Below are 22,850 nucleotides of genomic sequence, written 5' to 3'. Positions count from 1 at the left end.
CGACATAGCGAATCCATCACCCGTTTCCTAGACTGTCAGAAGTAGTTATAAAAAAATGCGAGCCACGATGATTGAAAGGTGCTGTATACGCGCGATGGCCCATCTTGGCGCTCGGGCATTTGAACAGATTGCTGGAGAAGTTGTCCAAACTGTTGCGACGGTGTTTCACAATGCCAATTCAGATTTGCCTGGAGTTTACATTAGGCTTGTCGGCTATGCGAATGCTGAAGAAAAGGACAGAGCTTTAAGATTGGCGATAAGAGACAACTTGGCCGCGAATCGCTTTGTGGCATGCGAAAAAGATTTTAAAGCTATTCCCGATAGCCCAATTTCATACTGGGCGGACAAATCGATTTATCATGCATTTAGGGTAGGGGAATCTATTCGCTGTCGCTTTGTCCCGCACGCGGGAATCTCCACCGGCGACAATAATTCTTTCCTTCGACTATGGTTCGAAGTTCCGTTTAATGAGCAATGTGGAAGCGATTCCGATAGGAGATATTGGCATCACAATAAAGGTGGGGATTATAGAAAATGGTACGGAAACCGCTCTTTTGTGCTGTGGTATGACGAAGACGCAAGGCGTGAAATGAATACCAAGCCTGGCTTTCGACACGACGGCAATCAATTCTATGGAAAGCCCATGGTCTCGTGGACGAAGGTCAGTTCAGGAGCTTTTCACATGCGGTATTACGAAGATGGCTTTACATTTGACAGTGCTTCTCCGGCTTTCTTCTCAAGTGAGTATTCTGACTTGTATATGTTGATGGCTTTTCTCAACTCAGCCGTCGCCGCACGCTTGTTGTCATTTATTAATCCAACTTTGAATTACCCTCCAGGCCCCATTGCGAATGTGCCTCTACTTTCTATACCGGAGACCGACGCCGCTGTCCTGAAAGATTATTCGCAAGGGTGCCTTACATGCTCGAAAAAGGACTGGGACTCTTTCGAAACCTCCTGGGACTTCGAGTGGCATCCGCTTGCGCCTTCTGCGCGCGAACGCGTCGAGCAACTTTCCTACGGCATGAGTTATGACGCCCGCGCAGCCTCCGTTTCCCTTATCTCGGAGCGGTTTGCGCGTTGGAGCGACGAGTGCGACGAGCGCTTCAACCAGCTCAAAGCCAACGAGGAGGAGCTCAACCGCATCTTCGCGCGCACCTACGGCATGGAAGGTGAGGTGCCCATCGAGGTACCCGAAGATAAAGTTTCGGTGCGTCGCGCCGACCTGGTGCGTGATGTGAAGTCGCTCGTCTCCTACGGTGTCGGCTGCATCATGGGCCGCTACTCTGCCTTCGCGCCCGGGTTGATCCTGGCCGACGCGCAGCAGACGGTGGACGACTTCAAAGCGAAAGTCCCCGATGCTGGATTCCTGCCCGACGACGATGCAATCATCCCCGTGCTGGATGGCGAGTGGTTCGGCGATGACATCGTGGCGCAGTTCCGCAAGTGGCTTGAAGTGACCTATGGCACCGAGACGCTCGACGAGAATGTGAAGTTCATTGAGAATGCCCTGGGCAAGGACCTGCGCAAGTACTTTGTGAAGGACTTCTACAAGGACCACTGTGCCACTTATCAGGTGACAGGTAGCGGTAAGCGCCCCATCTATTGGATGTTCGCGAGCCCTAGGGGCAGCTTCCAGGTTCTTGTCTACATGCACCGCTACACGCCGAGCGCGGTCGGCCAGATCCTGACCAGGTACCTGCGCGAGTACGTCGAGAAGCTCAACGCGAAGATCGGCCAGCTCGAGCAGAGCGACCGTGCGGCCGACAACCGCCAGGCGGACAAGTACCGTGCGGTGGTGCGCGAGCTTACCGATTGGGAGCGCGACGTCATCTACCCGCTGGCCAACGAGCGCGTAGACATCGACCTGGACGATGGCGTGAAGAAGAACTACAACAAGTTCCCGCACGCCTTGGCCAAGGTCGCGGGATTGAGCACTTGGAGATAGGACTGCGCATGGACGCATTGGATAAAAAACTGAACGACGTATTTACGGGTTATGTAGTCCGTAAGGACCTCGTCAAGCTCGTGAAGGGCAATGCGGCGGTTCCCAGCTACGTGCTTGAGTACCTGCTGGGGCAGAATTGCGCCACCGATGACGAAGGCCAGATTGAGGTGGGCGTGGAGCGCGTGCGCAGCATCCTTGCCAAGCACTACGTGCAACGTGCCGAGGCTGGCGCTATACGTTCTGATATTAAGCAAATTGGCCAGAAGCGTATCATCGACAAGGTTTCGGTCACGCTCAACGAGAAGCGCGATGCCTACGAGGCATCCTTTGAGAACCTGGGTGTATCCAAGGTCCTCGTGAGCTCTGACACAGTTAAGAAGAATCGTCGTCTGCTCGTTTCGGGCGTGTGGTGCATCGCCGATTTATCCTACGAGGCAAATGAGGCGCGCGATGAATCGCCCTATGTCCTCAATTCGCTTAAGCCTATTCAGATGTCGCGTTTCGACTTTGAGGGCTTCGTTACACGCCGCTCGCAGTTTTCTGAGGACGAGTGGATTGACATACTCATCCGTTCGATTGGTTTGGATCCTAACCAGCTGGGCCGCCGTGCCAAGCTGTTTCAGTTGACCCGCCTCGTGACCTATTGCGAGCGCAACTACAACTTGGTTGAGTTGGGTCCTAAGGGCACTGGCAAAAGCCATGTGTTTAGCGAGTTTAGCCCGCATGGCATTCTTATCTCGGGCGGCGAGGTGACGCCGGCAAAGCTATTCGTGAACAACTCCACGGGCAAGATCGGTTTGGTTGGCTACTGGGATTGTGTGGCCTTCGACGAGTTCGCCGGTAAGAACAAGAAGCCCAAGGCAGACATTGTTGACATCATGAAGAACTATATGGCCAACAAGAGCTTTAGTCGTGGTATTGAACAGGTGACGGCAGAGGCGTCTATGGTGTTCGTGGGCAACACGAGCCACGACGTGAGCTACATGATCAACAAGACGGACCTGCTCGAGGATTTGCCCCCCGTCTATCATGACCCCGCGTTTATTGATCGCTTGCATGCCTATATCCCTGGCTGGGAGATGGATATCATCCGTGGCGACATGTTCTGCAGTGATTTTGGCTTTATCGTTGACTACCTTGCCGAGGCCTTGCGTGCTATGCGTCCTATGGACTATTCGGGTGAGGTCGATCGGTTCTTCGAGCTTTCGAGCAGTATCTCGACGCGCGACCGTGACGGCGTGGTAAAGACATGCGCGGGCCTGATGAAAATTCTGTTCCCCGGGCGCAATGAGACCGCTGAGGAGGCCGCTGAGATCGTCGAGTTCGCTTTGGAGCTGCGCAAGCGCGTAAAGGATACTCTCATCCGCATTGACGAGACCTTCGAGCGTGTTGACTTTGCCTATCGCCCCAAGGGGGGAGGCGCCTGGAAACAGGTGGCAACGCTCGAGGAGCTTGACTATCCCGCGACGTATCACTCACTGGACAAGGTGCCTTGGGAGGGCGACGGGGGCAAAGCGCCTATGACCGATGGGTTCGAGGCAGCGGTCCAGGCAGACGAACGCGTCGCCGAAGAAACCGTGGATAAGCCTGCTGTGTCCGCTGAGGCTGAGGCAGCACCTCCTGCGCAGTCTCAGCCGAAGCCAGCGGTGCGCAAGCCTGGGGCTGGGCACATTGCCCTGCGCGAGAATCAGCGCGGTGTTTCCTATGAGAAGCTCTTTGGTGCCTATTTGGAGGGGGCGCACAACGTCGAGATTATTGATCCGTACGTGCGCACGTTCCACCAGTGCCGCAACGTAATGGAGCTGCTCGAAGTGGTCGTGCGTCATTGCAAGTTCGACGTGACTTCGGTAAAGGTGCATCTGGTCACAGCTCCCGACGAATACCCCGATTCTAAACAGGAGGAATATCTGGAGCAAATCAGGGAGTCCATGTCTCCTTTGGGCCTTGATTTTACTTGGAAGATTGATCGCAGCGGTGCGCTTCATGCGCGACATCTCAAGATTGATCGCAAGTGGGACATCCTGCTCGATCGCGGGCTGGATATTTGGCAACGCTTCGACAGCGGCAACGCTTTTAGCATCGAGAACCGCCTGCCCGAAATGCGTCGCGTAAAGGCATTTGAGCTCACCTACATGAAGGTGAGCGAGTAATAGGGCCGCTTGTTGTCATTTGCCAATGCAGCGAATGTCGTCGAAGCGATCTTTGGGGTTTTGGGCTAAGCCATGGTGCCACAACACAGATGCACTATGGCGGGGAGGCAGGTTTCGTGTGGGTGCTTGGATGATTCGCGCTGGGCGCGGGGGAGTATACGCGCCCAGTTGGCTCGAGCGTGGCGTCATAGGTATCGGTTGGGATTTTGATAGTGCCGATATTGCCGCTATGGATCGCGAACAGATTAGGACGGCATATGGCCAGGCGCATCCCGGTGACAGCAAGGGTAAAGTCGCGGCGGGTGTTGGCCAGGTTTACCGCTTTGCGCACGATATGACTACGGGCTCGACCGTTGTCATGTACGATCCGGAGAGCCGCCTTTATCACCTTGGCGTTATCACTGGCCCCTGCGTTGCCGTCTGCGATATGGACGGAGTGACCTACACGCGAGACGTCACGTGGGGCGAAACCGCTCCACGTGACGTGCTCTTGCCTTCTTCTAAGAATTCACTTGGCGGCATCCAAACCATCTTTGCCGTGTCTGATGAAGTTATGGCCGACCTCATGAACGCTGCAAAGGACAAGTCGGCAGTGGCTTCAAATGAATCCGCCATTGATGACAACGACGCGACAAATGACGAAGAAACCCTCGCAGCGACCTATGACAATGGCATTGAGCTTATCAAGGACCGCGTTAACCAGCTCGATTGGGAGGATATGGAGCGCTTAGTAGCGGGCTTGCTCAAGGCTATGGGCTACTGCGCTCGCGTTATGCCCAAGGGCCCTGATGGTGGTCGCGATGTGGTGGCGTCTCCGGATGCTCTCGGATTGGAATCGCCTCGCATCGTCGCCGAGGTCAAACACCGTAAGGGCGCCATGGGCGCTCCGGCAGTCCGTGCTTTTATCGGTGGCCTTCGCGCGGGCGACCGTGGACTGTATGTGTCAACTGGGGGCTTTACGAAAGAGGCGCGCTACGAGGCGGATCGTGCAAACATTCCCGTGCGACTACTCGATCTGGATGCCTTCGTGCGGCACTATGTCGAAATCTATGACAAGACAGATGACGACACGCGTTCCATTCTTCCACTCACGCGCATTTGGTGGCCAGCTTAAATAAGGAGGCGTAAGGGTAGTTCGGCTGCGATGGATTACTGGGATTTATAAATAGGAGTTAATGATGTCTTTTGACGCAAGACAGAGCGTAGTGGGTCGATTGTTGAATGATGCAATATACCGTATCCCGCGAAATCAGCGCATGTATGTCTGGAAGGAAGATAATTGGAATGACCTGTTTCAGGACATCGAGCTTGTTACGAACGGTGTCTCTTCATCTCATTTCATCGGCTCGATCGTTCTTATGGAGGAGGCCGCCGAAGAAGGGCTTTCTGTTTTTACGATCATCGATGGGCAACAAAGAATCATCACTCTAACAATTCTGCTGTCGAGCATCCTTTATGCCTTCAAGCGACGTGGTCTGCTTGAAGATGCCGGCGGCACAAAGAAGTATCTTGTGGCTACTGACGTAAAAAACAACGAGCATGTGATTGTGTCCCCGGGCAATCACTTAACTCTGGAACGAATTGTTCTGGGTGTCATAGAGGCGGACGGAACAAGCGCATCATCTACGACACCCACCGCATTTGCAAAAGAGAGATGCGTATCTGCAACAAAGGATTCATTGATTTTGAAAGCGTTTCAGTATTTTTCTAGTTGCCTGGAGCGCATGCCAGACGACAAGTTAATTGCATTTCGAAACGCAGTTATCTCGACATCGTACGTCAGCATTAGTTCTTCAACAGAAGAAGACTCTTATACCATCTTCGAAATCCTCAATGCTCGTGGCATCGAGCTTGAAGACCACGAGTTGCTGAAAAACTACATCATGCGTTATATAAACCCGGTGGAAAAAAGAGACGATGCCAAAATTGTTTGGTCTGAAATTGAGCAGCTTCTCGGCTCCAACATGAAACCTTTTTTGAGACAGTATGCTATTCAGCGATATCGTCTAACCCAGAAAGACAAAGAAGGTCCGTATAAGAAAATCCGCGATTCAGCTAATCCCGCTAAAGCCTCTGAGCTTCTCTTTGACTTGAAGAAGAAGGCAGAGTATTACGCCGAAATAGTGACGCCCACTACAGGCGACAGAAACGCCGAGATATTGCTTTTCTTTAAGGCACATAATGTCAAAGTTTTTCGTCCGCTTCTGATGAGTTTGATGCATTGCCGCGACAGGGAACAAATCTCTTTGCAGGAATACAACGACTCACTTGAGTTTATTTACAGGTTTTATATTTGTTACAAAGTCGTTGGGGGGATGGAATCAAATCATCTGACAGATTCTATTGGCAAGCACTCATATTTGCTTGAAACAGAATGCTCTCCGGGAGTCATCGAGGAATGGCGCAAGAGCTTTGGGAGTAAGCTGCCGAGTATCGAAGCGTTTAAGACGAGCCTAAGTGCTCTGGGATGGTCCCATCAATGGACGCTCTACGAAGACAACAAGCTCAAGGACAGATGCAAATTGGTGCTGTCTTTGCTGGAGCTGAGCATGGGTGGAGCTAAAGAGCTTGGAGAGTACACAATCGAGCACGTATTGCCTGATTCCGCAGGCGAACAAAATGCTTTGATCGGCAATTTGCTTCCACTCGAGTCCGGCTTAAACGCGCGATGCAAAGATAAGCCCATCGAGGAAAAACTAGTCATATACCGAGAGTCGCGTTTCGTAACTACAAGAAAGTTTGCAGAGAGATATGAAAAGAGGGAGTTGAACGTTGCGCGGAGAACTGCTCATATTGCGGATACGCTATATAAGCAGTTCCAAATGTAGTGGTTCTCAAGTCTTACATTCTGCCCTTTCTGCTATAGCCAGTAATCGTTCCAATTGAAAGGTACTTATGATTCAACAAGTTGCTTTCGAGGTTCCCGCAGAAATTGCACTGGGCCTAGCTACTGGTAAGTATGTTCAATGGGGCGGTGTTGTGCGCGACAACGCCGGGCGTATCATCCAGTTTCTTAAGCCTGCAGATGTTCAAAATGGGGCCAACAAAGCGCTGCGTATAGCTGACCAGGCGGTTCAGCTTGCGAGGCGGAACAAGAAAGTTGCTATAGCCGCGCTTGCGGTTGCGGGCGTAGCTGCGGTCGGCGGGGGCGTCTATGCGGGAGTGACTCGCGTGCGCCACGGCAAAGAAGACGCGTTGCGAAAGAAGCGGATGGCAGACTTTAACTCCGCATTCTCGGAATACCTCAAAGCTCTGGGGGACGGCGAACTTACAATCGAGATGATTGACAGGTTGGAAGGCGCCATAACTGCCCTTAATGGCGGTAAGGAAGGCTCCACGGTCGAAATTAAGGGCGAGCAGTTTGAGGACATCGTTAAGTCCGTGCGCGACTACACAGAGCGTCTTTCGAAGGCAAATGGTGAGAAGGTCTCCAATGTCATTCTTAAGCTGTTCGAACGGAAACCGAATGACGTTGAAGGCCTTAGGGAATGTCTGAACACCCAGCGTGAAATTCTCTTGCGAGCGGCATAGATAAACCCGGCTGGCACTTGTGCATGTCAAAAGGTATACACAAGTGTCAGTCTTTTGACATCGCGCGGCTTGAGCGGCGGCGTGCAACGGCTGCACGCCGCCTGCGTCTACCTACACCATCGCAATCCCGCGGGCCACGCTCAACAACTCGTACTCCCTCTGGCTCCACTGGTGCAGCTCGGCCGCGCGTACGGCGTCGCGACACAGGTTCAGGAACGTCTCGGCTCCCTCGCAGAAGCACTCGCGGGCAAAGACGCCGGATTCGTCCGCAACGCACACGCCGTCGGCAAACAGCTTCCAGCTGGACGGCTCGCGCGAGTCGTCTCCGAGCAGCTTGATCTGCAGAACATGCGGGTCGCCGGCAACACAGAGCTCTTCTTCGAGCACCTGCACGGTAAAGCGCATCTGGTGGGAGAGGCTGCTCTTGACCATGGCCGAGGCATAGCAGTTCGGCTTGTCCAGAAGATGCATTCGTTTTGGTTTGACGACCAGATTGTGGAAGTTGCGCTCACTGCGCACGGAGAAATTGTCCATACGGACTCCTTTCATCGATGTTGGCAGGGCCACCGTGCCTCTTGGCCGGTTGGCGTCGGGATCGTGGAGCCAACTCTCTACCCCGACTCTGGATAAAACGCGCCCGCTCCTTGCGGGCAAGATGGAGTCTATCAGCGCGGACAGAAATCAAGCGCCGCCTGCTGTTAAGCTTAAATTCGAAAAAGTGTCGAAAATTCCCATATAAAAGTATGGAAAAGTGTTGTAATACACACTTTAAAACTTCGGAAAAGTGTCGAAATGAGCACCTAATAACTACGGAAAAGTGTATCCTAGTGCTAAAACAGCACGTAATAAGGGGTGCGCTTATGCTGCAGAGAAAAGCGAAAGCACGGTTTGAATCTTGGCTTGCCTCGTCACCTAACAAGGCTCTTTTGGTCAAGGGTGCCCGACAGGTAGGAAAGTCATATTTGGTCAATGTCTTTGCAAACGAATCGTTCGAAAATATCGTGACGTTCGACCTTATCGCCGACGCGTCCGTGCGCGATTCGTTTTTGGCGGCGAAAAGTGCGGACGACCTGCTTATGCGCATGTCTATCGCTGCGACGCAGCCGATGGTTGCGAACAAAACCGTCGTGGTTATCGATGAGGTTCAGCGATGCCCCAACGTGGTGACGTTTATCAAATACCTGGTCCAGCGCGGCGACTTTCGATACATCCTTACCGGATCGCTCCTTGGCGTTGAGCTCGAGGGCATCGATTCCCTGCCGGTGGGGTATGTCGAGCAGGTCCAGATGTACCCGCTCGACTTTGAGGAGTTTTGCTGGGCAAATGGCGTTGGTGCCAGCGTGTTTGACATGCTCAGGGGCTGTCTAAAGGATGAAGGGGAGCTCCCTGGCTACCTGTATGACCGCTTGCTCGATCTGTTCCATCAGTATGTGGTGGTGGGAGGCATGCCCGACGCGGTCAATTCCTTCTTGGCGACGCGCAATGTCGACGAGGTTCGAAACATCCATCGTGATCTTCACGCCCTGTATCGCGATGACATCGCAAAGTACGCTCCGCCTGAGCTACGCTTGGTTATTCGCGATATCTATGATCTGATTCCCAGCGAGGCCGGCTCCAAAAACAAGCGATTCAAACTGTCATCGATTAACGGTGTCAAACGTTTTTCGCAGGTGACGGATCATTTTCTCTGGTTATCGGAGGCGGGTGTCGCGCTTCCCGTGTATAACGTAACGGCGCCCGTGGCACCCCTTTTATTGGGGGAGCAACGAAATCTGTTCAAGCTGTTTTACTTGGACACCGGAATGCTCATGTCGTCGTATTCCAAGAAGGTCGCCCAAGGCGTTTTTGATGGGGAGGCGGAAGACCCCTTTGGCATGAACATGGGGGCGGCGTTTGAGGGCTTCGTTGCCCAAGAGCTCAAAGCTCATGGATTTAGATTGCGCTACTTTACGTCCAAAAAGGTCGGTGAGCTCGATTTTGTGGAAGAGACATTCGATGGGGAAGTGTTTGCCATCGAGGTCAAGTCGGGCAAGAGCTTTAAGTCCCATGCGGCGCTCGACAACGCACTCGCGACGAAGGGCTACGGAGTCGATCGCGCCCTGGTACTTGCGGAATGTAATCTTCGCCGCGATGGTGACGTGCTGTATCTGCCCATCTTTATGGCAGGGCTTTTGGAGCCGTAACATGCCGCCGGCTCTTCCGGCCCTCCCTTAACCCTCGCTACTCGTCGTCTCCATCGTTGGGGTCGCCCTTGAGGGTGTTGATGTCCAGATACTCGTTATCGTCCTCTTTTTGCTGGGTCTCCGACTCCGCTTGGGTGGGGCCGCGGAACAGCTGGAATCCCTCAAACGCAATGACGCCGAGCAGGGCAATGATAATGGCGATAAAGGCAACCTTGACTGCCTGCGGAAATTCCGAGAAACGCAGTGCCTTTTCCTCGGCGTAATAATCGGCGAAGAGCTCTTCGCCCGTGCTTTTGGTATATGCCGGTGCGGACGCGGCCTCCGGGTCATATTCCGGTGCAGGCGCGGCAGCGTACGGATCGTTGAGATAATCGCTCGATGCGGTGCCATAATCCTCGGTCTCGATGCGACCGGTGCCATCATAGCCATCGGAATAATCGGAATATGCCGCACCGCCCTCATAGTCCGCGGCGCTCGTGTTGGCGGCAAAAAGCGGGTTAACTGGAACGTCGAGCGCCAGCATGCCGGTAGAGGTCTCATCCAGATCGGCTGCAGCCCAGGAATCGTAGGCCACCTGATGGGCAGCGGGCTCATCGAGCCTTGTGACCTGAGGCTTGCGTGCCGCAGGAACAGGCAGCTGCTGGGCGCTGAACATGACGGTGCTGTCGGCCGATTTGCCCTGCGTCGCTGCAGCGAGAAATGCCGCCGTCTCGGTCGGGTCGCTTGCGGGGCGGGGATCGGGAGTGGGCGCCGAAGTGGGTGCGGGCGTAGGCGCGGGCGTCGAAACAGGCGACTGCGCAGGAGTCGGCGCAGATGCGGGCTTAGGCGCAAGTGCGGGATTGGGGCTTGACGGGCGAGCCCCGCCGCCCATGAGTTCGTCGGCGGTCCACGGGCGATCATCCATCACGTCGTCAAGGCTCAGCGAAAACAGGTTGTCTTCACCCTCATCGAACATGCGGTGCACATGTCCATCAATTGCCGGAATCAATCCGCGACCGGTGCATGATGCCTTGCTCAACGCCATTCTGTTCCACCCTTTCGAAATACCAATGACATCGATTATATGGAACTTCCCAAGCGGCTCGGTCTTGGATTCATGCTTTCCAGAACTCGCGCCCAAAAAGGGGAGGGGTGCAGGCGCGCTGACTATTTGTCGCCGGCCGCCGCCTTGGCCTCGTTGAGGTAGCTATAGAAGCTGTATTTGGAGATGCCAAAGAACTCGCAGGCGCGCTCGCTCGACTTTGAAATGAGGAAGGCGCCGCGACGGTCGAGGTAGCCAATGGCACGAATACGCTCGTCTTTGGTCATGAGCGCCGCGGGCTTGCCCACAAACTGCTCGCACTCGTGCAGCAGGTCCTCGAGCAGGTTGCCGATGTTCTTGGTAATGGGCTCGGGCTCGGTGTAGCCCGTGCCGCCGGTGCCGGTAAAGGCGTCGAGCGAACGCTCAAAAGCCTTCATAAGCGTAATGTCAAAGTTGATGCCCAAAATGCCGACGGGCTTGCCCTCGTCGTTGCGGATAAAGATCGTCGACGATTTGAGCAGCTTGCCATCGGTGGTTTTGGTGAGGTATGGCTCGCGGTCGTGCACGTCGGTGGTGCCCTCGTGCATGGACTCAAACACGATATGGCTGGGGCCGTCACCCAGTTTGCGCCCGCTGACGTGGCCGTTTTCGATCACTACGATGGAGTGGTCCACGTCCTCGGTTTCCAGATCGTGGACGACGACTTCGCAGTTGGGGCCAAATTGGAGCGCCAGACCGTGTGCAAGGCGCTTGTAGAACTCAATCTGTGCGGGGGTCATGGGTGCCTTCCTAAAAATTAGTTTGGGCTCACTGTGCCATAAACCCCACTTGTTCGCAAATAACGAAAGCGTCGCTGCGTTATAAGACCGCCAACATCTCAGGCGCCTCTTGCGAGCACGGCAAGGTCAACGCCGCCCGTTGGTTCCAGGCCTAAAGCCGGGTTGAGGTAAACCATGTAAAGGGGGCACTCTGCCAACCGGTGGGGTGCCCCCTTTTTGCATCGTGGGCGTGCGGGATAAGCGCTTTTAAGGCCAACGGCGGCGTCGCGCCCGTGCGTCTTGCCCTAAACGGTGAACCCGCCTCGCCGGTGCTGTTCCCTGCGAGCCTCTTTCCCGACCTTATGGGGCTTAAGGGCAAGGATGGCGGATCGTCGCTGCTTAGCGGTCGAACCGCTTTTGCTCTGCTCAAACCGTACATGGTCACGCAGATTGACGGCTGCTTGCGCGGCCTTTTGGCCGACGGCGTTCAGGCGACCGAGGGCTTTAAGTGCGCCGACGTCGACCCGCGCGGCGATGCCAGCTATATCAACCATATTTCGGACAAGGCGACGTTGGTCGGCGGCGGCAAAATCGAGCTCTTTGCGCTGGACGAGGCTCGCGAGCTGCTGGCCGGGGGTAAATCGCGTCTGGTCCGCTACACCATGGGCGGCGAGAACTCCGATACCGGCATGATCTGCGGCGGAGCCATCTGCCTGTGCTATCTGCACCTGGACGCGACCCAGACGCCGTTGTTCCAGTCGGTTGCCGACGTCTTGGCGTATCGACGTATCGGCGACTTCGTCATCGACTTTGAACCGTTTATCGCGAGCGCGCTCGAGGGCGATGTGGCCGAGTGCCATGGCGAGGAATCGCGCCACACCATTGTGGGCTGCCCCAGGCTTTCGCTGGTGGAGGAGGGGAGTAAGGTCACCTACACCAACGCGGCCTCCGAGATTCCCGCGGCGCACATCGAGACGCTCTGCCCCGAGGAGATCGCCATCTCCATCGCCGCCGAGATGATCCACCTGCGCCGCACCAAGCTCGTCCCCCGCAAGCGCTAATCGCATCCCAGGGGTAGCTAATTTGGGACGGGGCTTTTTTAGCTACCTTGTCGCAGGGTAGCTAAAAAGGCCCCGTCCCAAATTAGCTACCCTGGCACATGCGGGTCATATTTGTGCGGGGGAGTTGTGGAGTTGTGCAGGCAGACGAGGTTTTTCTGGTAATACGCTCCCGATGCGCGTATAGTACCGATTGTTTTGTCGGCTCCTGCTGCGTCGAGTCCAAACCGCGAAATGCCATGAGCGGCGCGGATGCAGCCAGGAGGCACGAGGACAACCCATCGTGGCCACGCCCCGTGCTTAAAACCCCAAGAAGGAGTGAACAATGGCAGAAGAGAAGTATGTGCCGCGTCTGAAGACCAAGTACAACAACGAGGTCAAGCAGCAGCTTCAGGACAAGTTCCAGTACGAGAACGTCATGATGATCCCCAAGTTTGAGAAGATCGTCGTGAACATGGGTGTCGGCGAGGCCGCTACCGATTCCAAGGCCATCGACGGTGCCGTGCGCGACCTGCGCGCCATCACCGGCCAGCAGCCGATGATTACCCGTGCCCGCAAGTCCATCGCTACCTTCCGCCTGCGCGCTGGTATGCCGATCGGCTGCAAGGTTACCCTGCGTGGCGACCGTATGTGGGAGTTCTTCGATCGTCTGACCTCCGTCGCGATCCCCCGTATCCGCGACTTCCGCGGCATCTCCGCCAAGAGCTTCGACGGCCGTGGTAACTTCTCCATGGGCGTCACCGAGCAGCTCATCTTCCCCGAGATCGACTTCGACTCCGTCGATCACCAGCGTGGTATGGACATCACTTTCGTGACCACCGCCAACACCGATGAGGAAGCCAAGGCCCTTCTGGACGCCTTCGGTTTCCCGTTCAAGAAATAGGTTCACCTGCCCTATAAGCGCCGTTCCCACAAGGGGGCGGCGCTTGGGGCGAACAATACTCTATGTGAGGAGGATATAAGTGGCTAAGACATCGATGATCGTCAAGTGCAATCGCAAGCAGAAGTTCTCTACTCGTGAGTACACGCGCTGCCAGCGCTGCGGCCGTCCGCACTCTGTGTACCGCAAGTTCGGCCTGTGCCGTGTCTGCTTCCGCGAGCTTGCACTCAAGGGCGAGCTTCCCGGCGTTAAGAAGGCCAGCTGGTAAGTCACTACCAGCGTTTCAAGCATCAGTTTGGAACAGGGAAAACGCGCTAGTTAGGCTTTGCCGTTAAGGGCGGCGAAGAACCAAGAGCACGTGTTCATCAAGAACGAAGGAGAATCTGTATGAACCTTACAGACCCGATCGCAGATATGCTTACGCGCATCCGTAACGCTAACTCTGTGAACAAGGCCACGGTCTCCATGCCGAGCAGCAAGAAGCTCGTCGAGATCGCTCGTGTTCTGCACGAGGAGGGCTACATCGAGGGCTACGATGTCGAGGACACCGTTCCCCAGAAGACTCTGCACATCACGCTTAAGTATGGTCCCAAGAAGGCTAAGGTCATCAACGGCATCCGCCGCATTTCCAAGCCGGGCCTGCGTAAGTACACCGGCGTTGCCGACATGCCCCGCGTCCGCGGTGGCCTTGGTACCGCCATTATTTCCACCAGCCATGGCGTCATGACCGACCGCGATGCTCGCAAGCACAACGTCGGCGGCGAGATCATCGCTTACGTCTGGTAATTCGCTCGGTAGGTAGAAGGAAAGGAGATCACCGTGTCTCGTATCGGTAATAAGCCTGTCCAGATTCCCGCCGGAGTCGAAGTGGCAGTCAACGGCAACAACGTTGTCGTCAAGGGCCCCAAGGGCCAGCTCGAGCTCGATGTCTTTGAGAAGCTCGCTATCAACGTCGAGGACAACGTCCTCACCGTTTCCCGTCCCGACGACGAGCGTGAGACCCGTGCCCGCCACGGCCTCACCCGCGCGCTCATCCACAACATGGTTGTTGGCGTTTCCGAGGGCTTCGAGAAGAAGCTCGAGCTCGCCGGCGTCGGTTACCGCGTGCAGCAGAAGGGCAAGAACCTCGAGTTCTCCCTGGGCTTCTCGCACCCCGTGATCGTCGAGGCTCCCGAGGGCATCACCTTCGAGGTTCCCGACAACACCCACGTGAACGTCAAGGGTATCAACAAGCAGCAGGTCGGTCAGATCGCCGCTGAGATCCGCGGCCATCGTCCTCCCGAGCCTTACAAGGGCAAGGGTATCCACTACGTTGGCGAGCACATCCGCCGCAAGCTGGGTAAGGCCGCCAAGTAGTCGTAACCGACTCACTCGCATAAGACCAGCACCCCGTCAGGTGCTGGCAAGATCAACCTTTTTAGGAGTTTACGTATGAACAAGCATAAGGCGAAGCTGGAAGGCCTCAAGCGTCGTCAGCGTCGTGTTCGCGGCAAGGTCTCGGGTACCGCCGAGCGTCCGCGTCTTCGCGTGACCCGTACTAACGCCAACATCTATGCCCAGATCATCGACGACAGCAAGGGCTCCAGCCTGACGCTCGTCTCTGCCTCGACCCTCGAGGCCGAGTTCAAGGGCACCCACACCTCGAACAAGGAGGCTGCGGAGAAGGTCGGTCAGCTCGTTGGCAAGCGCGCCATCGAGGCCGGCATCACCAAGGTCGCCTTCGATCGCGGTGGCCGTATCTACCATGGCCGCGTCAAGGCCCTCGCCGACGGTGCTCGTGCCGCCGGTCTCGAGTTCTAGGAGGTATGTAGCACATGGCTCGTAATCAGAAGCAGCAGCGCGAGGCCTCCGAGTTCGAGGAGCGCGTCGTTTACATCAACCGCGTGTCGAAGACCGTCAAGGGTGGTCGTCGCATGAGCCTCGTCGCTCTCGTCGTCGTTGGCGACGGCAAGGGCAACGTCGGCGTTGGCATGGGCAAGTCCGCTGAGGTGCCCCTGGCCATCTCCAAGGCGTCTCTCGATGCCAAGAAGAACATGTTCCACGTGCCGGTGACCGAGCAGGGCACCATCCCGCACGAGGTTCTCGGCCACTTTGGTGCCGGCCGCATCATCATCAAGCCCGCTGTCGAGGGTACCGGCGTTATCGCCGGCGGCGCTGTGCGTCCCCTCTTCGAGCTTGCTGGCATCAAGAACGTCCTGTCCAAGTCCCTCGGTACCGACAACGGCCTCAACATCATCAAGGCTGCCGTCGAGGGCCTCAAGGAGCTCTCCAGCCCTGAGGACGTCGCGGCTCGCCGTGGCCTGACGGTCTCCGAGATGTTCGTCGGTAAGGAGAACTAAGCATGGCTGACACCATCAAGATCAAGCAGGTCCGCAGCACCAACGGTTGCAAGCAGGACCAGGTCCGTACTGTCCGTGCCCTCGGTCTCCACAGGATCCGCGAGGTTCGCGAGATTGCTGACAACGAGTCCGTCCGCGGCATGATCTTCAAGGTCAAGCACCTTGTCGAGATTGTAGAGGAGTAGCAAATGCAGCTTCACGATCTTACTCCCGCGCCCGGTTCCACCAAGAACCGCAAGCGCGTCGGCCGTGGCAATTCTTCGGGTCACGGCACCACTTCTGGCCGCGGTCAGAAGGGCCAGGGTTCCCGCTCTGGCGGCACCAAGGGTGCCGGCTTCGAGGGTGGCCAGACTCCGCTGGCTATGCGCCTGCCCAAGCTTCCGGGCTTCCGCAACCCCCGTCGTATCGAGTACACCGCTGTTAACGTTGAGCGTCTCGAGCGTAAGTTCGAGGACGGCGCTGTGATCGACGGTGCCGCTCTTAAGGCCGCTCGCATCACTAAGAGCGAGTTCGAGCCCGTCAAGGTGCTCGGCAATGGTGAGCTCACCAAGAAGTTCACGGTCAAGGTCGACAAGGTCAGCGCTTCTGCGCAGGCCAAGATCGAGGCCGCTGGCGGAAAGGTCGAGCTGCCGTGCTAAATGGTCTTAAGAATGCTTTCCGCATCAAAGAATTGCGTGAAAAGATTCTTTTTACCATAGCTATGCTCGTCGTGTACCGCATTGGTGCGCACGTTCCTGTGCCCGGCATTCCCTTCCAGGGGATGCTGGGCCTTTTCTCGACCGATAACAATTCGGTCGCCGCAGGTGCTATGGCCCTCCTGAATCTTTTCTCTGGCGGCGCGTTGAGCTATGTGTCGGTGTTCTCCCTGGGCATCATGCCTTACATCACCAGCTCGATCATCCTCCAGATGCTCCAGGCCGTTGTGCCTTCCCTGCATGAGCTTGCCCGCGAGGGCGAGGTCGGTCAGACCAAGATTACGCAGTATTCGCGTTACCTCACCCTGGCTCTGGCAATCCTCAACTCCGTGGGTTACCTCTTCCTCTTTAAGAGCTTCGGCATCAGCTTTACTGGCGCCGGCGCTCCCGAGATCATCTTCGACCTCATGATCGTCGGCACGCTCACCGCGGGCGCCATGCTGATCATGTGGATTGGTGAGCTCATCACCCAGCGCGGTATCGGCAATGGCATGTCGCTGATCATCTTTGCGAACATCATGGCCGGTCTGCCGCAGGCGATCTTCTCCAGCACCGAGGGCAATGCCGGTGGCATCATCACCATGGTGATCATCTGCGCCATCATCTTGCTGGTTATCCCGCTGATTGTTTTCCTTGAGCGCGGCCAGCGCCGCATTCCGGTCTCCTACGCTAAGCGCGTTGTGGGTCGTCGCATGATGGGTGGCCAGACCACCTACCTGCCCATCAAGGTCAACACCGCGGGCGTCGTGCCGATCATCTTCGCTTCGGCGCTGCTGTACTTCCCGGCTCAGATTGCCGTGTTCTTCCCCGGCATCGGCTGGATTCAGGCAGTTGCCTCTGCGCTTTCGACCGGTTGGCTCAACTGGGTGCTTAATGTTGTCCTCATCGTGTTCTTCGCATACTTCTACACCTCCATGGTGTTCAACCCCGATGACACGGCAGACAGCCTTAAGAAGCAGGGCGGCTTTATTCCGGGCGTGCGTCCGGGTAGAGCTACCGCGGCCTACATCAAGAACGCGCTCAACAAGATCACGCTTCCCAGCGCTGTCTTTTTGGCGCTCATCGCCATCGTGCCTTCGATCATCTTCTCTTTCACGGGTAACCAGCTGATCCAGGCATTTGGCGGCACGTCCATCCTCATCATGGTCGGCGTCGTGCTCGACACGGTCGATAAGCTCGAAGGCCAGATCAAGATGTATGATTACGATGGATTCTTTAAATAGGCTAGAGGAGGATTGCTCATGAACCTCGTATTGCTCGGAGCTCCGGGTGCCGGTAAGGGCACCGTCGCACAGGAGCTCGTCGCCGAGTTTGGCGTCGCTCACATTTCCACGGGCGACCTACTGCGTGCTGCCGTCAAGGGCGGCACCGAGCTTGGTATTCAGGCTAAGAAGTACATGGACGCTGGCGAGCTCGTTCCCGACCAGCTCGTGATCGATCTTGTCAAGGAGCGTCTTGCCGCCGATGATGCCCAGCAGGGTTTCATCCTCGACGGCTTCCCGCGCAACACCGCCCAGGCCGTGACGCTCGATTCCGAGCTCTCCGCGATGGGTCGCGAGATCGACTGCGCCCTTCTGGTCGACGTGGCCCCCGAGGTCATTATCGATCGTCTGTCTTCGCGTCGCACCTGCCGCGCCTGCGGTTACACCGGCACCGCTGCCGATGCTACCTGCCCCAAGTGCGCCGGCGAGATGTATCAGCGCGACGACGACAAGCCCGAGACCATCAAGAACCGTCTCGACGTCTACGAGAAGTCCACGAGCCCGCTCGTCGACTACTATCGTGGCCAGGGTCTGCTCAAGTCGGTCAACGGTGACCAGGCTCGCGAGACCGTGTACGGGGATGTCAAAGAGGCCCTCGGTCTATGATCAAGATTAAGTCTGCAACGCAAATCGAGCAGATGAAGAAGGCAGGAGCGCTATCTAAGATGGCGCTCCGCCACGTTGGAGCCATGGTGCGCCCCGGCGTTTCGACTTTTGAGCTCGATCAGCTCGCGGAGCAGATTATCCGCATGCATGGCGGCACCCCTGCCTTTAAGGGATACGGCGGGTTCCCGGGGACTATTTGCGCATCGATCAACGATGCTGTGGTCCACGGTATTCCCAACCCCGACATGATCCTGCGCGATGGCGATATCATCTCCATCGATACGGGAGCCGTTGTCGACGGTTGGGTTGGCGATAACGCTTGGACGTTTTTCGTCGGCACCCCTACGCCTGAGGCCAAGGCCCTGTGCGAGGTTACGCGCGATTGCCTTAAGGCTGCCATCGAGCAGGCTGTTCCCGGTAACCATATCGGCGACGTCGGTTATGCCGTTCAGTCCCTCGCTGAGTCTCACGGTTACGGCGTGCTTCGCGACTATGTGGGCCATGGCATTGGCCGTGTGATGCACGAGGACCCCAACGTTCCTAACTATGGAAAGAAGGGGAGGGGCGTGCGCCTCCAGACCGGCATGGTCATTGCCATTGAGCCGATGGTTACGATGGGTTCCAACCATGTGAGCTCGGGCTCCGACGGTTGGATTGTTACGACCAACGATCACCTGCCCGCCGCGCACTACGAGAACACCGTCGCCATTACCAATGACGGTCCGGTGATTCTCACCACGGACGCGCAAGGTGCTTGGTGCTCCCTGCAGGGCGGAGAAATGTAAAAGTCGCCGCCCCCTGATGCCCAACCTCGCCTTTCAATTTCGAAGGCATGACCCCAAGGTCTATTCCTTCTCATTTCAAGACGATCTTGGGCATCAGGGAACGGCTTTGTTTTACATTTCAAATGTAACAAGTTCCACGTAGTTGTGGAGCCATTACGAAGATATTACGATGCGTGCATACGTATTGTAGAATACTCAATCGCTGTCGTTTTCTAGAGAAAGATGATTGCTTGTGAAGAAGGAAGACGCAATTGAGCTCGAGGGTACGGTAAAGGAACCGCTGCCCAACGCCATGTTTAAGGTCGAGCTCGAGAACGGTCATTCGGTTCTGTGCAACATTTCTGGCAAGATCCGAATGAATTACATCCGTATTCTCCCCGGTGACAGGGTTGTCGTGGAGCTTTCCCCGTACGACCTGACCCGCGGCCGCATCACCTATCGCTACAAATAGCGGCACGCATACACGCACTCCATTTCCGACTGCAGGCTTAGCTCAACCTACGGTCGGATTGTGTGTGAAGACCAGCCATAGTTTTAAACGCCTGCGGCTGGGCGAGTAGATAGTAGGGAAGTAGTTTGAGCGCTACCGAAAGGAAGAACGATGAAGGTACGTCCTTCGGTCAAGAAGATGTGCGATAAGTGCAAAATCATTAGGCGCCATGGCAAGGTCCTCGTCATTTGCGAGAACCCCCGTCATAAGCAGCGTCAGGGTTAAGAGAGGAGACTACGTTGGCCCGTATTAATGGTGTCGACCTCCCGCGTGAGAAGCGCGTTGAGATCGGTTTGACCTACATTTACGGCATCGGCCGCACCACTGCGACGAAGATTTGCGTCGAGTGCAACGTTAACGTGGATACGCGCGTTAAGGACCTCACCGAAGATGAGGTTAACGCCATCCGTGATTATATCGACAAGAACCAGATCATGGTTGAGGGCGACCTCCGCCGTGAGCGCAACCAGAACGTCAAGCGCCTTATGGACATCGGCTGCAACCGCGGCCTTCGTCACCGCAAGGGCCTCCCGGTCCGCGGCCAGCGCACCCACACTAACGCTCGTACCCGCAAGGGCCCGAAGCGTCAGATCGGTGCTAAGAAGAAGAAATAAGGAGCGCTAGATAGATGGCTACTGCTAAGAAGAACGTTCGCGCTGCCCGTCTGAAGCGCGCGGACCGTAAGAACATTTCCGTGGGCCAGGCTCACATTCGTTCTACGTTCAACAACACGATCGTTTCGATCACCGATCCCCAGGGCAACGTCATTTCCTGGAAGTCGGCTGGCCAGGTGGGCTTCAAGGGCTCCCGTAAGTCCACGCCGTTCGCTGCCCAGATGGCTGCCGAGGCTGCTGCCAAGCAGGCCATGGAGCACGGTATGAAGAAGGTTTCCGTCTTCGTCAAGGGCCCCGGCTCCGGTCGTGAGACCGCCATCCGCTCCCTCCAGGCTGCTGGCCTCGAGGTCTCGAGCATCCAGGACAAGACCCCCATTCCGCACAACGGCTGCCGCCCCAAGAAGCGTCGCCGCGTGTAACTGAAAGGATCGTATCAATATGGCAATCGACAGGACTCCTGTTCTTAAGCGCTGCCGTCAGCTCGGGATCGATCCCGCTGAGCTCGGTTACAGCAGCAAGAAGGAATCTATCCGTCAGCCCAAGCGCCGTCGCAAGGAATCTGAGTACGGCATGCAGCTGCGCGAGAAGCAGAAGGTCAAGTTCATCTATGGCGTTCTGGAGAAGCAGTTCCACGGCTACTTCAACAAGGCCCGTAAGATGAACGGCGTCACCGGTGAGAACCTCATGATTATCCTTGAGTCTCGCCTCGACAACGTCGTCTTCCGTCTTGGCTTCGCCCGCACCCGCAAAGAGGCTCGTCAGTCCGTCCGTCACGGTCACTTCACCGTGAACGGCAAGCGCGTGGACATCCCGTCCTACCGCGTCAAGGCCGGCGACGTCGTCGCTGTCGGCGAGAAGTTCCGTGACCTCCTCCCCATCAAGGAGGCCCTGATTTCCTCCGAGCGCTTTGAGGTCCCTGGCTGGCTCGAGGTCGATATCGAGAAGCTGTCTGGTAACGTGCTCGCTCTGCCGACGCGTGAGCAGATCAGCGGTGATATCAACGAGCAGCTCATCGTCGAGCTCTACTCTAAGTAGTCCATCCGGGCTGCTGAGGCTGGAGGTAATACATGTCAGAATTCATTAGGCCTCAGGTTCAGGTCGAAGAGATCAACGAGACGTCTGCTCGTGTCTCCGTCGAGCCGCTCGAGCGTGGCTACGGCGATACGCTGGGTAACTCCCTTCGTCGCGTTCTTCTGTCCTCGCTCGAGGGTGCCGCCGTCGAGGCTATTCAGATCGATGGTGCGCAGCACGAGTTCATGACCATCCCTAACATGGTCGAGGATGTCACCGACATCGTCCTGAATGTCAAGGGTCTTGTCTTCAGGGCTCTCGGCACGACCGACGAGGCGACCGCCACCATCTCGGTTGACGGCCCCTGCGAGGTCACCGGTGCGGACTTCTTTATTCCGTCCGAGTTTGAGCTGGTCAACCCCGAGCAGCACATTGCTACGCTCACCGAGGGTGGCCATCTCACCATGAGCATGCGCATCGGCTATGGCCGCGGCTATGTCTCTGGCGAGGCTAACCAGCGCGACAACGATCCCATCGGTGTGATCCACGTCGACTCGCTGTACTCGCCGGTTTCCCGTTGCGCCAAGCTCGTTGAGGCTTGCCGTGTCGGTCAGCACACCGACTACGACCGCCTTGTCCTCGAGATCGAGACCAACGGTTCCATCGCCCCGCGCGACGCCGTGGTCCAGGCTGCCAATATCATCAACCAGCATATGGCCGCCTTTATGAACCTTGCCGAGACCCCCGAGGTCGAGGAGGAGGCTTCGATCTTCGCTCCCGAGGTCACCAACGACAACGCCGAGCTGGACAAGCAGATCGAGGATCTGGACCTTTCCGTCCGTTCCTACAACTGCCTTAAGCGCGCCAGCATTCACTCGGTCCGTCAGCTCGTTGAGTTCTCGGAGAACGATCTGCTCAACATCCGTAACTTCGGTGTTAAGTCGATCGAGGAAGTGAAGGACAAGCTTGAGTCCATGGGCCTGAGCCTGAAGGCTTAATGCTTCGCATATTTGAGGAGAAACTAGACCATGCGTCACAACGTTAAGAAGGGCCTGAAGCTCGGCACCGATGCGAGCCACACCAAGGCCATGAAGAAGAGCCTTGCTAAGGCCCTCTTCGAGAACGACCGCATCAAGACCACCGAGACCCGCGCTAAGGCGCTGCGTTCGGTCGTCGACCCGATCATCACTTGGGCCAAGAAGGGCGACCTGCACTCTCGTCGTCTGGCTATCGCCAAGCTCGGCGATAAGCAGCTCGTTGCCGAGATCTTCGACAAGGCTGCTCAGGGCATGTGGCAGGACCGCAACGGCGGTTACACCCGCATCATGAAGCTCGGTAACCGCAAGGGCGACAATGCTCCCATCGTTATCATGGAGCTCGTCACCGAGCCTTGCACGCCTAAGGCCAAGAAGGCTGCTCCGGCCCCCAAGAAGGCCGCTGCTCCCAAGAAGGTCGAGGCTGTCGAGGAGACCGCTGCCGAGGAGGCTCCTGCTGAGGAGACCGCTGAGTAGACATTCCG

27 protein-coding genes, 1 pseudogene and 1 riboswitch are annotated in these 22,850 nt (G+C 56.5%); of the genes and pseudogenes, 25 read left to right on the top strand and 3 right to left on the bottom strand.

Translation table 11 applies throughout. The features are described from left to right. Nucleotides 1–52: 52 nt before the first annotated feature. The 5 genes and pseudogenes from pglX to DXB98_RS06560 all read left to right on the top strand — a co-directional run. Nucleotides 53–1,948, top strand: a pseudogene (gene pglX, locus DXB98_RS10180) (BREX-1 system adenine-specific DNA-methyltransferase PglX); the annotation flags it as partial. Between the two features lie 8 nt (nucleotides 1,949–1,956). Next, nucleotides 1,957–4,098 (top strand): BREX system Lon protease-like protein BrxL, encoded by a 2,142-nt coding sequence (gene brxL / locus DXB98_RS06575; protein ID WP_117743554.1) that lies wholly within the window; start codon nucleotides 1,957–1,959, stop codon nucleotides 4,096–4,098. 130 nt (nucleotides 4,099–4,228) lie between these two features. After that, nucleotides 4,229–5,212 carry a restriction endonuclease gene (locus tag DXB98_RS06570; RefSeq protein WP_117743553.1) on the top strand — a complete coding sequence of 328 codons (984 nt, stop codon included), beginning with the start codon at nucleotides 4,229–4,231 and terminating at the stop codon, nucleotides 5,210–5,212. A 64-nt stretch (nucleotides 5,213–5,276) separates the two neighbouring features. After that, the gene (locus tag DXB98_RS06565) at nucleotides 5,277–6,926 is read left to right on the top strand and encodes a DUF262 domain-containing protein (protein ID WP_158553161.1); all 1,650 of its coding nucleotides are present in this window, start codon (nucleotides 5,277–5,279) and stop codon (nucleotides 6,924–6,926) included. A gap of 67 nt (nucleotides 6,927–6,993) precedes the next feature. Then, the gene (locus DXB98_RS06560; protein ID WP_117743551.1) at nucleotides 6,994–7,629 is read left to right on the top strand and encodes a hypothetical protein; all 636 of its coding nucleotides are present in this window, start codon (nucleotides 6,994–6,996) and stop codon (nucleotides 7,627–7,629) included. A gap of 111 nt (nucleotides 7,630–7,740) precedes the next feature. Here the strand turns inward: DXB98_RS06560 and DXB98_RS06555 are convergent, their stop codons facing one another. After that, complete coding sequence (locus DXB98_RS06555) at nucleotides 7,741–8,163, bottom strand: hypothetical protein (protein WP_117743550.1); 423 nt, start codon at nucleotides 8,161–8,163, stop codon at nucleotides 7,741–7,743. An 8-nt stretch (nucleotides 8,164–8,171) separates the two neighbouring features. Then, nucleotides 8,172–8,262, bottom strand: a riboswitch (SAM riboswitch). A 110-nt stretch (nucleotides 8,263–8,372) separates the two neighbouring features. Between DXB98_RS06555 and DXB98_RS06550 the strand changes: the two genes are divergently transcribed. Continuing rightward, complete coding sequence (locus DXB98_RS06550; protein ID WP_369831388.1) at nucleotides 8,373–9,812, top strand: ATP-binding protein; 1,440 nt, start codon at nucleotides 8,373–8,375, stop codon at nucleotides 9,810–9,812. Between the two features lie 37 nt (nucleotides 9,813–9,849). On the opposite strand, the gene DXB98_RS10175 is transcribed toward DXB98_RS06550, so the two are convergent. After that, nucleotides 9,850–10,836: a hypothetical protein gene (locus DXB98_RS10175; protein WP_158553160.1), complete on the bottom strand. Its 987-nt coding sequence runs from the start codon at nucleotides 10,834–10,836 to the stop codon at nucleotides 9,850–9,852. A 122-nt stretch (nucleotides 10,837–10,958) separates the two neighbouring features. After that, nucleotides 10,959–11,612 (bottom strand): transcriptional regulator, encoded by a 654-nt coding sequence (locus DXB98_RS06535; protein ID WP_117734355.1) that lies wholly within the window; start codon nucleotides 11,610–11,612, stop codon nucleotides 10,959–10,961. A gap of 272 nt (nucleotides 11,613–11,884) precedes the next feature. On the opposite strand from DXB98_RS06535, the gene DXB98_RS10295 reads away from it, so the two are divergent. From DXB98_RS10295 to rplQ, 19 genes are all read left to right on the top strand, one after another. Continuing rightward, nucleotides 11,885–12,652 (top strand): hypothetical protein, encoded by a 768-nt coding sequence (locus tag DXB98_RS10295; RefSeq protein ID WP_199407137.1) that lies wholly within the window; start codon nucleotides 11,885–11,887, stop codon nucleotides 12,650–12,652. A gap of 322 nt (nucleotides 12,653–12,974) precedes the next feature. Continuing rightward, the gene (rplE, locus tag DXB98_RS06525; RefSeq protein WP_006235260.1) at nucleotides 12,975–13,532 is read left to right on the top strand and encodes a 50S ribosomal protein L5; all 558 of its coding nucleotides are present in this window, start codon (nucleotides 12,975–12,977) and stop codon (nucleotides 13,530–13,532) included. A gap of 79 nt (nucleotides 13,533–13,611) precedes the next feature. After that, nucleotides 13,612–13,797, top strand: coding sequence for a type Z 30S ribosomal protein S14 (locus DXB98_RS06520; protein WP_022094280.1), 186 nt, complete (start codon nucleotides 13,612–13,614; stop codon nucleotides 13,795–13,797). Between the two features lie 119 nt (nucleotides 13,798–13,916). Continuing rightward, nucleotides 13,917–14,315, top strand: coding sequence for a 30S ribosomal protein S8 (gene rpsH / locus DXB98_RS06515; protein ID WP_006235262.1), 399 nt, complete (start codon nucleotides 13,917–13,919; stop codon nucleotides 14,313–14,315). A gap of 33 nt (nucleotides 14,316–14,348) precedes the next feature. Further along, nucleotides 14,349–14,885: a 50S ribosomal protein L6 gene (gene rplF / locus DXB98_RS06510; protein ID WP_006235263.1), complete on the top strand. Its 537-nt coding sequence runs from the start codon at nucleotides 14,349–14,351 to the stop codon at nucleotides 14,883–14,885. 75 nt (nucleotides 14,886–14,960) lie between these two features. After that, nucleotides 14,961–15,329 carry a 50S ribosomal protein L18 gene (gene rplR, locus DXB98_RS06505; protein WP_055252235.1) on the top strand — a complete coding sequence of 123 codons (369 nt, stop codon included), beginning with the start codon at nucleotides 14,961–14,963 and terminating at the stop codon, nucleotides 15,327–15,329. Between the two features lie 14 nt (nucleotides 15,330–15,343). Continuing rightward, nucleotides 15,344–15,868: a 30S ribosomal protein S5 gene (gene rpsE, locus DXB98_RS06500; RefSeq protein ID WP_055252236.1), complete on the top strand. Its 525-nt coding sequence runs from the start codon at nucleotides 15,344–15,346 to the stop codon at nucleotides 15,866–15,868. A 2-nt stretch (nucleotides 15,869–15,870) separates the two neighbouring features. After that, nucleotides 15,871–16,053 (top strand): 50S ribosomal protein L30, encoded by a 183-nt coding sequence (gene rpmD / locus DXB98_RS06495; RefSeq protein WP_006235266.1) that lies wholly within the window; start codon nucleotides 15,871–15,873, stop codon nucleotides 16,051–16,053. A gap of 3 nt (nucleotides 16,054–16,056) precedes the next feature. Then, nucleotides 16,057–16,506: a 50S ribosomal protein L15 gene (rplO, locus tag DXB98_RS06490; RefSeq protein ID WP_006235267.1), complete on the top strand. Its 450-nt coding sequence runs from the start codon at nucleotides 16,057–16,059 to the stop codon at nucleotides 16,504–16,506. Then, entirely contained in the window at nucleotides 16,500–17,786 is a 1,287-nt protein-coding gene (gene secY / locus DXB98_RS06485; RefSeq protein ID WP_117743546.1) for a preprotein translocase subunit SecY, read from the top strand. The genes rplO and secY overlap by 7 nt, the downstream gene beginning before the upstream one ends. An 18-nt stretch (nucleotides 17,787–17,804) precedes the next feature. Further along, nucleotides 17,805–18,431, top strand: coding sequence for an adenylate kinase (locus DXB98_RS06480; RefSeq protein ID WP_055252238.1), 627 nt, complete (start codon nucleotides 17,805–17,807; stop codon nucleotides 18,429–18,431). Beyond that, a complete protein-coding gene (map, locus tag DXB98_RS06475; protein WP_117743545.1) occupies nucleotides 18,428–19,216 on the top strand; it encodes a type I methionyl aminopeptidase in 789 nt (262 codons plus the stop codon). Before DXB98_RS06480 ends, map begins: the two co-directional genes overlap by 4 nt. A 232-nt stretch (nucleotides 19,217–19,448) precedes the next feature. Then, the gene (gene infA / locus DXB98_RS06470; RefSeq protein ID WP_035137443.1) at nucleotides 19,449–19,667 is read left to right on the top strand and encodes a translation initiation factor IF-1; all 219 of its coding nucleotides are present in this window, start codon (nucleotides 19,449–19,451) and stop codon (nucleotides 19,665–19,667) included. A gap of 150 nt (nucleotides 19,668–19,817) precedes the next feature. After that, nucleotides 19,818–19,931: a 50S ribosomal protein L36 gene (gene rpmJ, locus DXB98_RS06465; protein WP_006363204.1), complete on the top strand. Its 114-nt coding sequence runs from the start codon at nucleotides 19,818–19,820 to the stop codon at nucleotides 19,929–19,931. A 14-nt stretch (nucleotides 19,932–19,945) separates the two neighbouring features. After that, nucleotides 19,946–20,320: a 30S ribosomal protein S13 gene (rpsM, locus tag DXB98_RS06460; protein ID WP_022094275.1), complete on the top strand. Its 375-nt coding sequence runs from the start codon at nucleotides 19,946–19,948 to the stop codon at nucleotides 20,318–20,320. Nucleotides 20,321–20,334: 14 nt separating this feature from the next. Further along, the gene (gene rpsK / locus DXB98_RS06455; RefSeq protein WP_006235274.1) at nucleotides 20,335–20,739 is read left to right on the top strand and encodes a 30S ribosomal protein S11; all 405 of its coding nucleotides are present in this window, start codon (nucleotides 20,335–20,337) and stop codon (nucleotides 20,737–20,739) included. Nucleotides 20,740–20,758: 19 nt separating this feature from the next. Further along, nucleotides 20,759–21,355: a 30S ribosomal protein S4 gene (rpsD, locus tag DXB98_RS06450; RefSeq protein ID WP_006235275.1), complete on the top strand. Its 597-nt coding sequence runs from the start codon at nucleotides 20,759–20,761 to the stop codon at nucleotides 21,353–21,355. A gap of 32 nt (nucleotides 21,356–21,387) precedes the next feature. After that, a complete protein-coding gene (locus tag DXB98_RS06445; RefSeq protein WP_117734359.1) occupies nucleotides 21,388–22,329 on the top strand; it encodes a DNA-directed RNA polymerase subunit alpha in 942 nt (313 codons plus the stop codon). Between the two features lie 30 nt (nucleotides 22,330–22,359). Continuing rightward, a complete protein-coding gene (rplQ, locus tag DXB98_RS06440; RefSeq protein WP_089573564.1) occupies nucleotides 22,360–22,842 on the top strand; it encodes a 50S ribosomal protein L17 in 483 nt (160 codons plus the stop codon). Nucleotides 22,843–22,850 lie beyond the last annotated feature (8 nt).

The sequence above is a fragment of the Collinsella sp. OM07-12 genome (assembly GCF_003438275.1).
Lineage (GTDB): Bacteria > Actinomycetota > Coriobacteriia > Coriobacteriales > Coriobacteriaceae > Collinsella.
Note: the sequence above shows the minus strand (reverse complement) of the source record. Positions and strands in the feature narration are given on the sequence as shown.

Excerpts from the sequence above, each read along its gene's own strand:
- brxL (WP_117743554.1), top strand. The coding sequence starts at position 1,957 with ATGGACGCATTGGATAAAAAACTGAACGACGTATTTACGGGTTATGTA.
- DXB98_RS06570 (WP_117743553.1), top strand. The coding sequence starts at position 4,229 with ATGATTCGCGCTGGGCGCGGGGGAGTATACGCGCCCAGTTGGCTCGAG.
- DXB98_RS06565 (WP_158553161.1), top strand. The coding sequence starts at position 5,277 with ATGTCTTTTGACGCAAGACAGAGCGTAGTGGGTCGATTGTTGAATGAT.
- DXB98_RS06560 (WP_117743551.1), top strand. The coding sequence starts at position 6,994 with ATGATTCAACAAGTTGCTTTCGAGGTTCCCGCAGAAATTGCACTGGGC.
- DXB98_RS06555 (WP_117743550.1), bottom strand. The coding sequence starts at position 8,163 with ATGGACAATTTCTCCGTGCGCAGTGAGCGCAACTTCCACAATCTGGTC.
- DXB98_RS06550 (WP_369831388.1), top strand. The coding sequence starts at position 8,373 with ATGGAAAAGTGTTGTAATACACACTTTAAAACTTCGGAAAAGTGTCGA.
- DXB98_RS10175 (WP_158553160.1), bottom strand. The coding sequence starts at position 10,836 with ATGGCGTTGAGCAAGGCATCATGCACCGGTCGCGGATTGATTCCGGCA.
- DXB98_RS06535 (WP_117734355.1), bottom strand. The coding sequence starts at position 11,612 with ATGACCCCCGCACAGATTGAGTTCTACAAGCGCCTTGCACACGGTCTG.
- rplE (WP_006235260.1), top strand. The coding sequence starts at position 12,975 with ATGGCAGAAGAGAAGTATGTGCCGCGTCTGAAGACCAAGTACAACAAC.
- rpsH (WP_006235262.1), top strand. The coding sequence starts at position 13,917 with ATGAACCTTACAGACCCGATCGCAGATATGCTTACGCGCATCCGTAAC.
- rplR (WP_055252235.1), top strand. The coding sequence starts at position 14,961 with ATGAACAAGCATAAGGCGAAGCTGGAAGGCCTCAAGCGTCGTCAGCGT.
- rpsE (WP_055252236.1), top strand. The coding sequence starts at position 15,344 with ATGGCTCGTAATCAGAAGCAGCAGCGCGAGGCCTCCGAGTTCGAGGAG.
- rpmD (WP_006235266.1), top strand. The coding sequence starts at position 15,871 with ATGGCTGACACCATCAAGATCAAGCAGGTCCGCAGCACCAACGGTTGC.
- rplO (WP_006235267.1), top strand. The coding sequence starts at position 16,057 with ATGCAGCTTCACGATCTTACTCCCGCGCCCGGTTCCACCAAGAACCGC.
- DXB98_RS06480 (WP_055252238.1), top strand. The coding sequence starts at position 17,805 with ATGAACCTCGTATTGCTCGGAGCTCCGGGTGCCGGTAAGGGCACCGTC.
- map (WP_117743545.1), top strand. The coding sequence starts at position 18,428 with ATGATCAAGATTAAGTCTGCAACGCAAATCGAGCAGATGAAGAAGGCA.
- rpmJ (WP_006363204.1), top strand. The coding sequence starts at position 19,818 with ATGAAGGTACGTCCTTCGGTCAAGAAGATGTGCGATAAGTGCAAAATC.
- rpsK (WP_006235274.1), top strand. The coding sequence starts at position 20,335 with ATGGCTACTGCTAAGAAGAACGTTCGCGCTGCCCGTCTGAAGCGCGCG.
- rpsD (WP_006235275.1), top strand. The coding sequence starts at position 20,759 with ATGGCAATCGACAGGACTCCTGTTCTTAAGCGCTGCCGTCAGCTCGGG.
- DXB98_RS06445 (WP_117734359.1), top strand. The coding sequence starts at position 21,388 with ATGTCAGAATTCATTAGGCCTCAGGTTCAGGTCGAAGAGATCAACGAG.
- rplQ (WP_089573564.1), top strand. The coding sequence starts at position 22,360 with ATGCGTCACAACGTTAAGAAGGGCCTGAAGCTCGGCACCGATGCGAGC.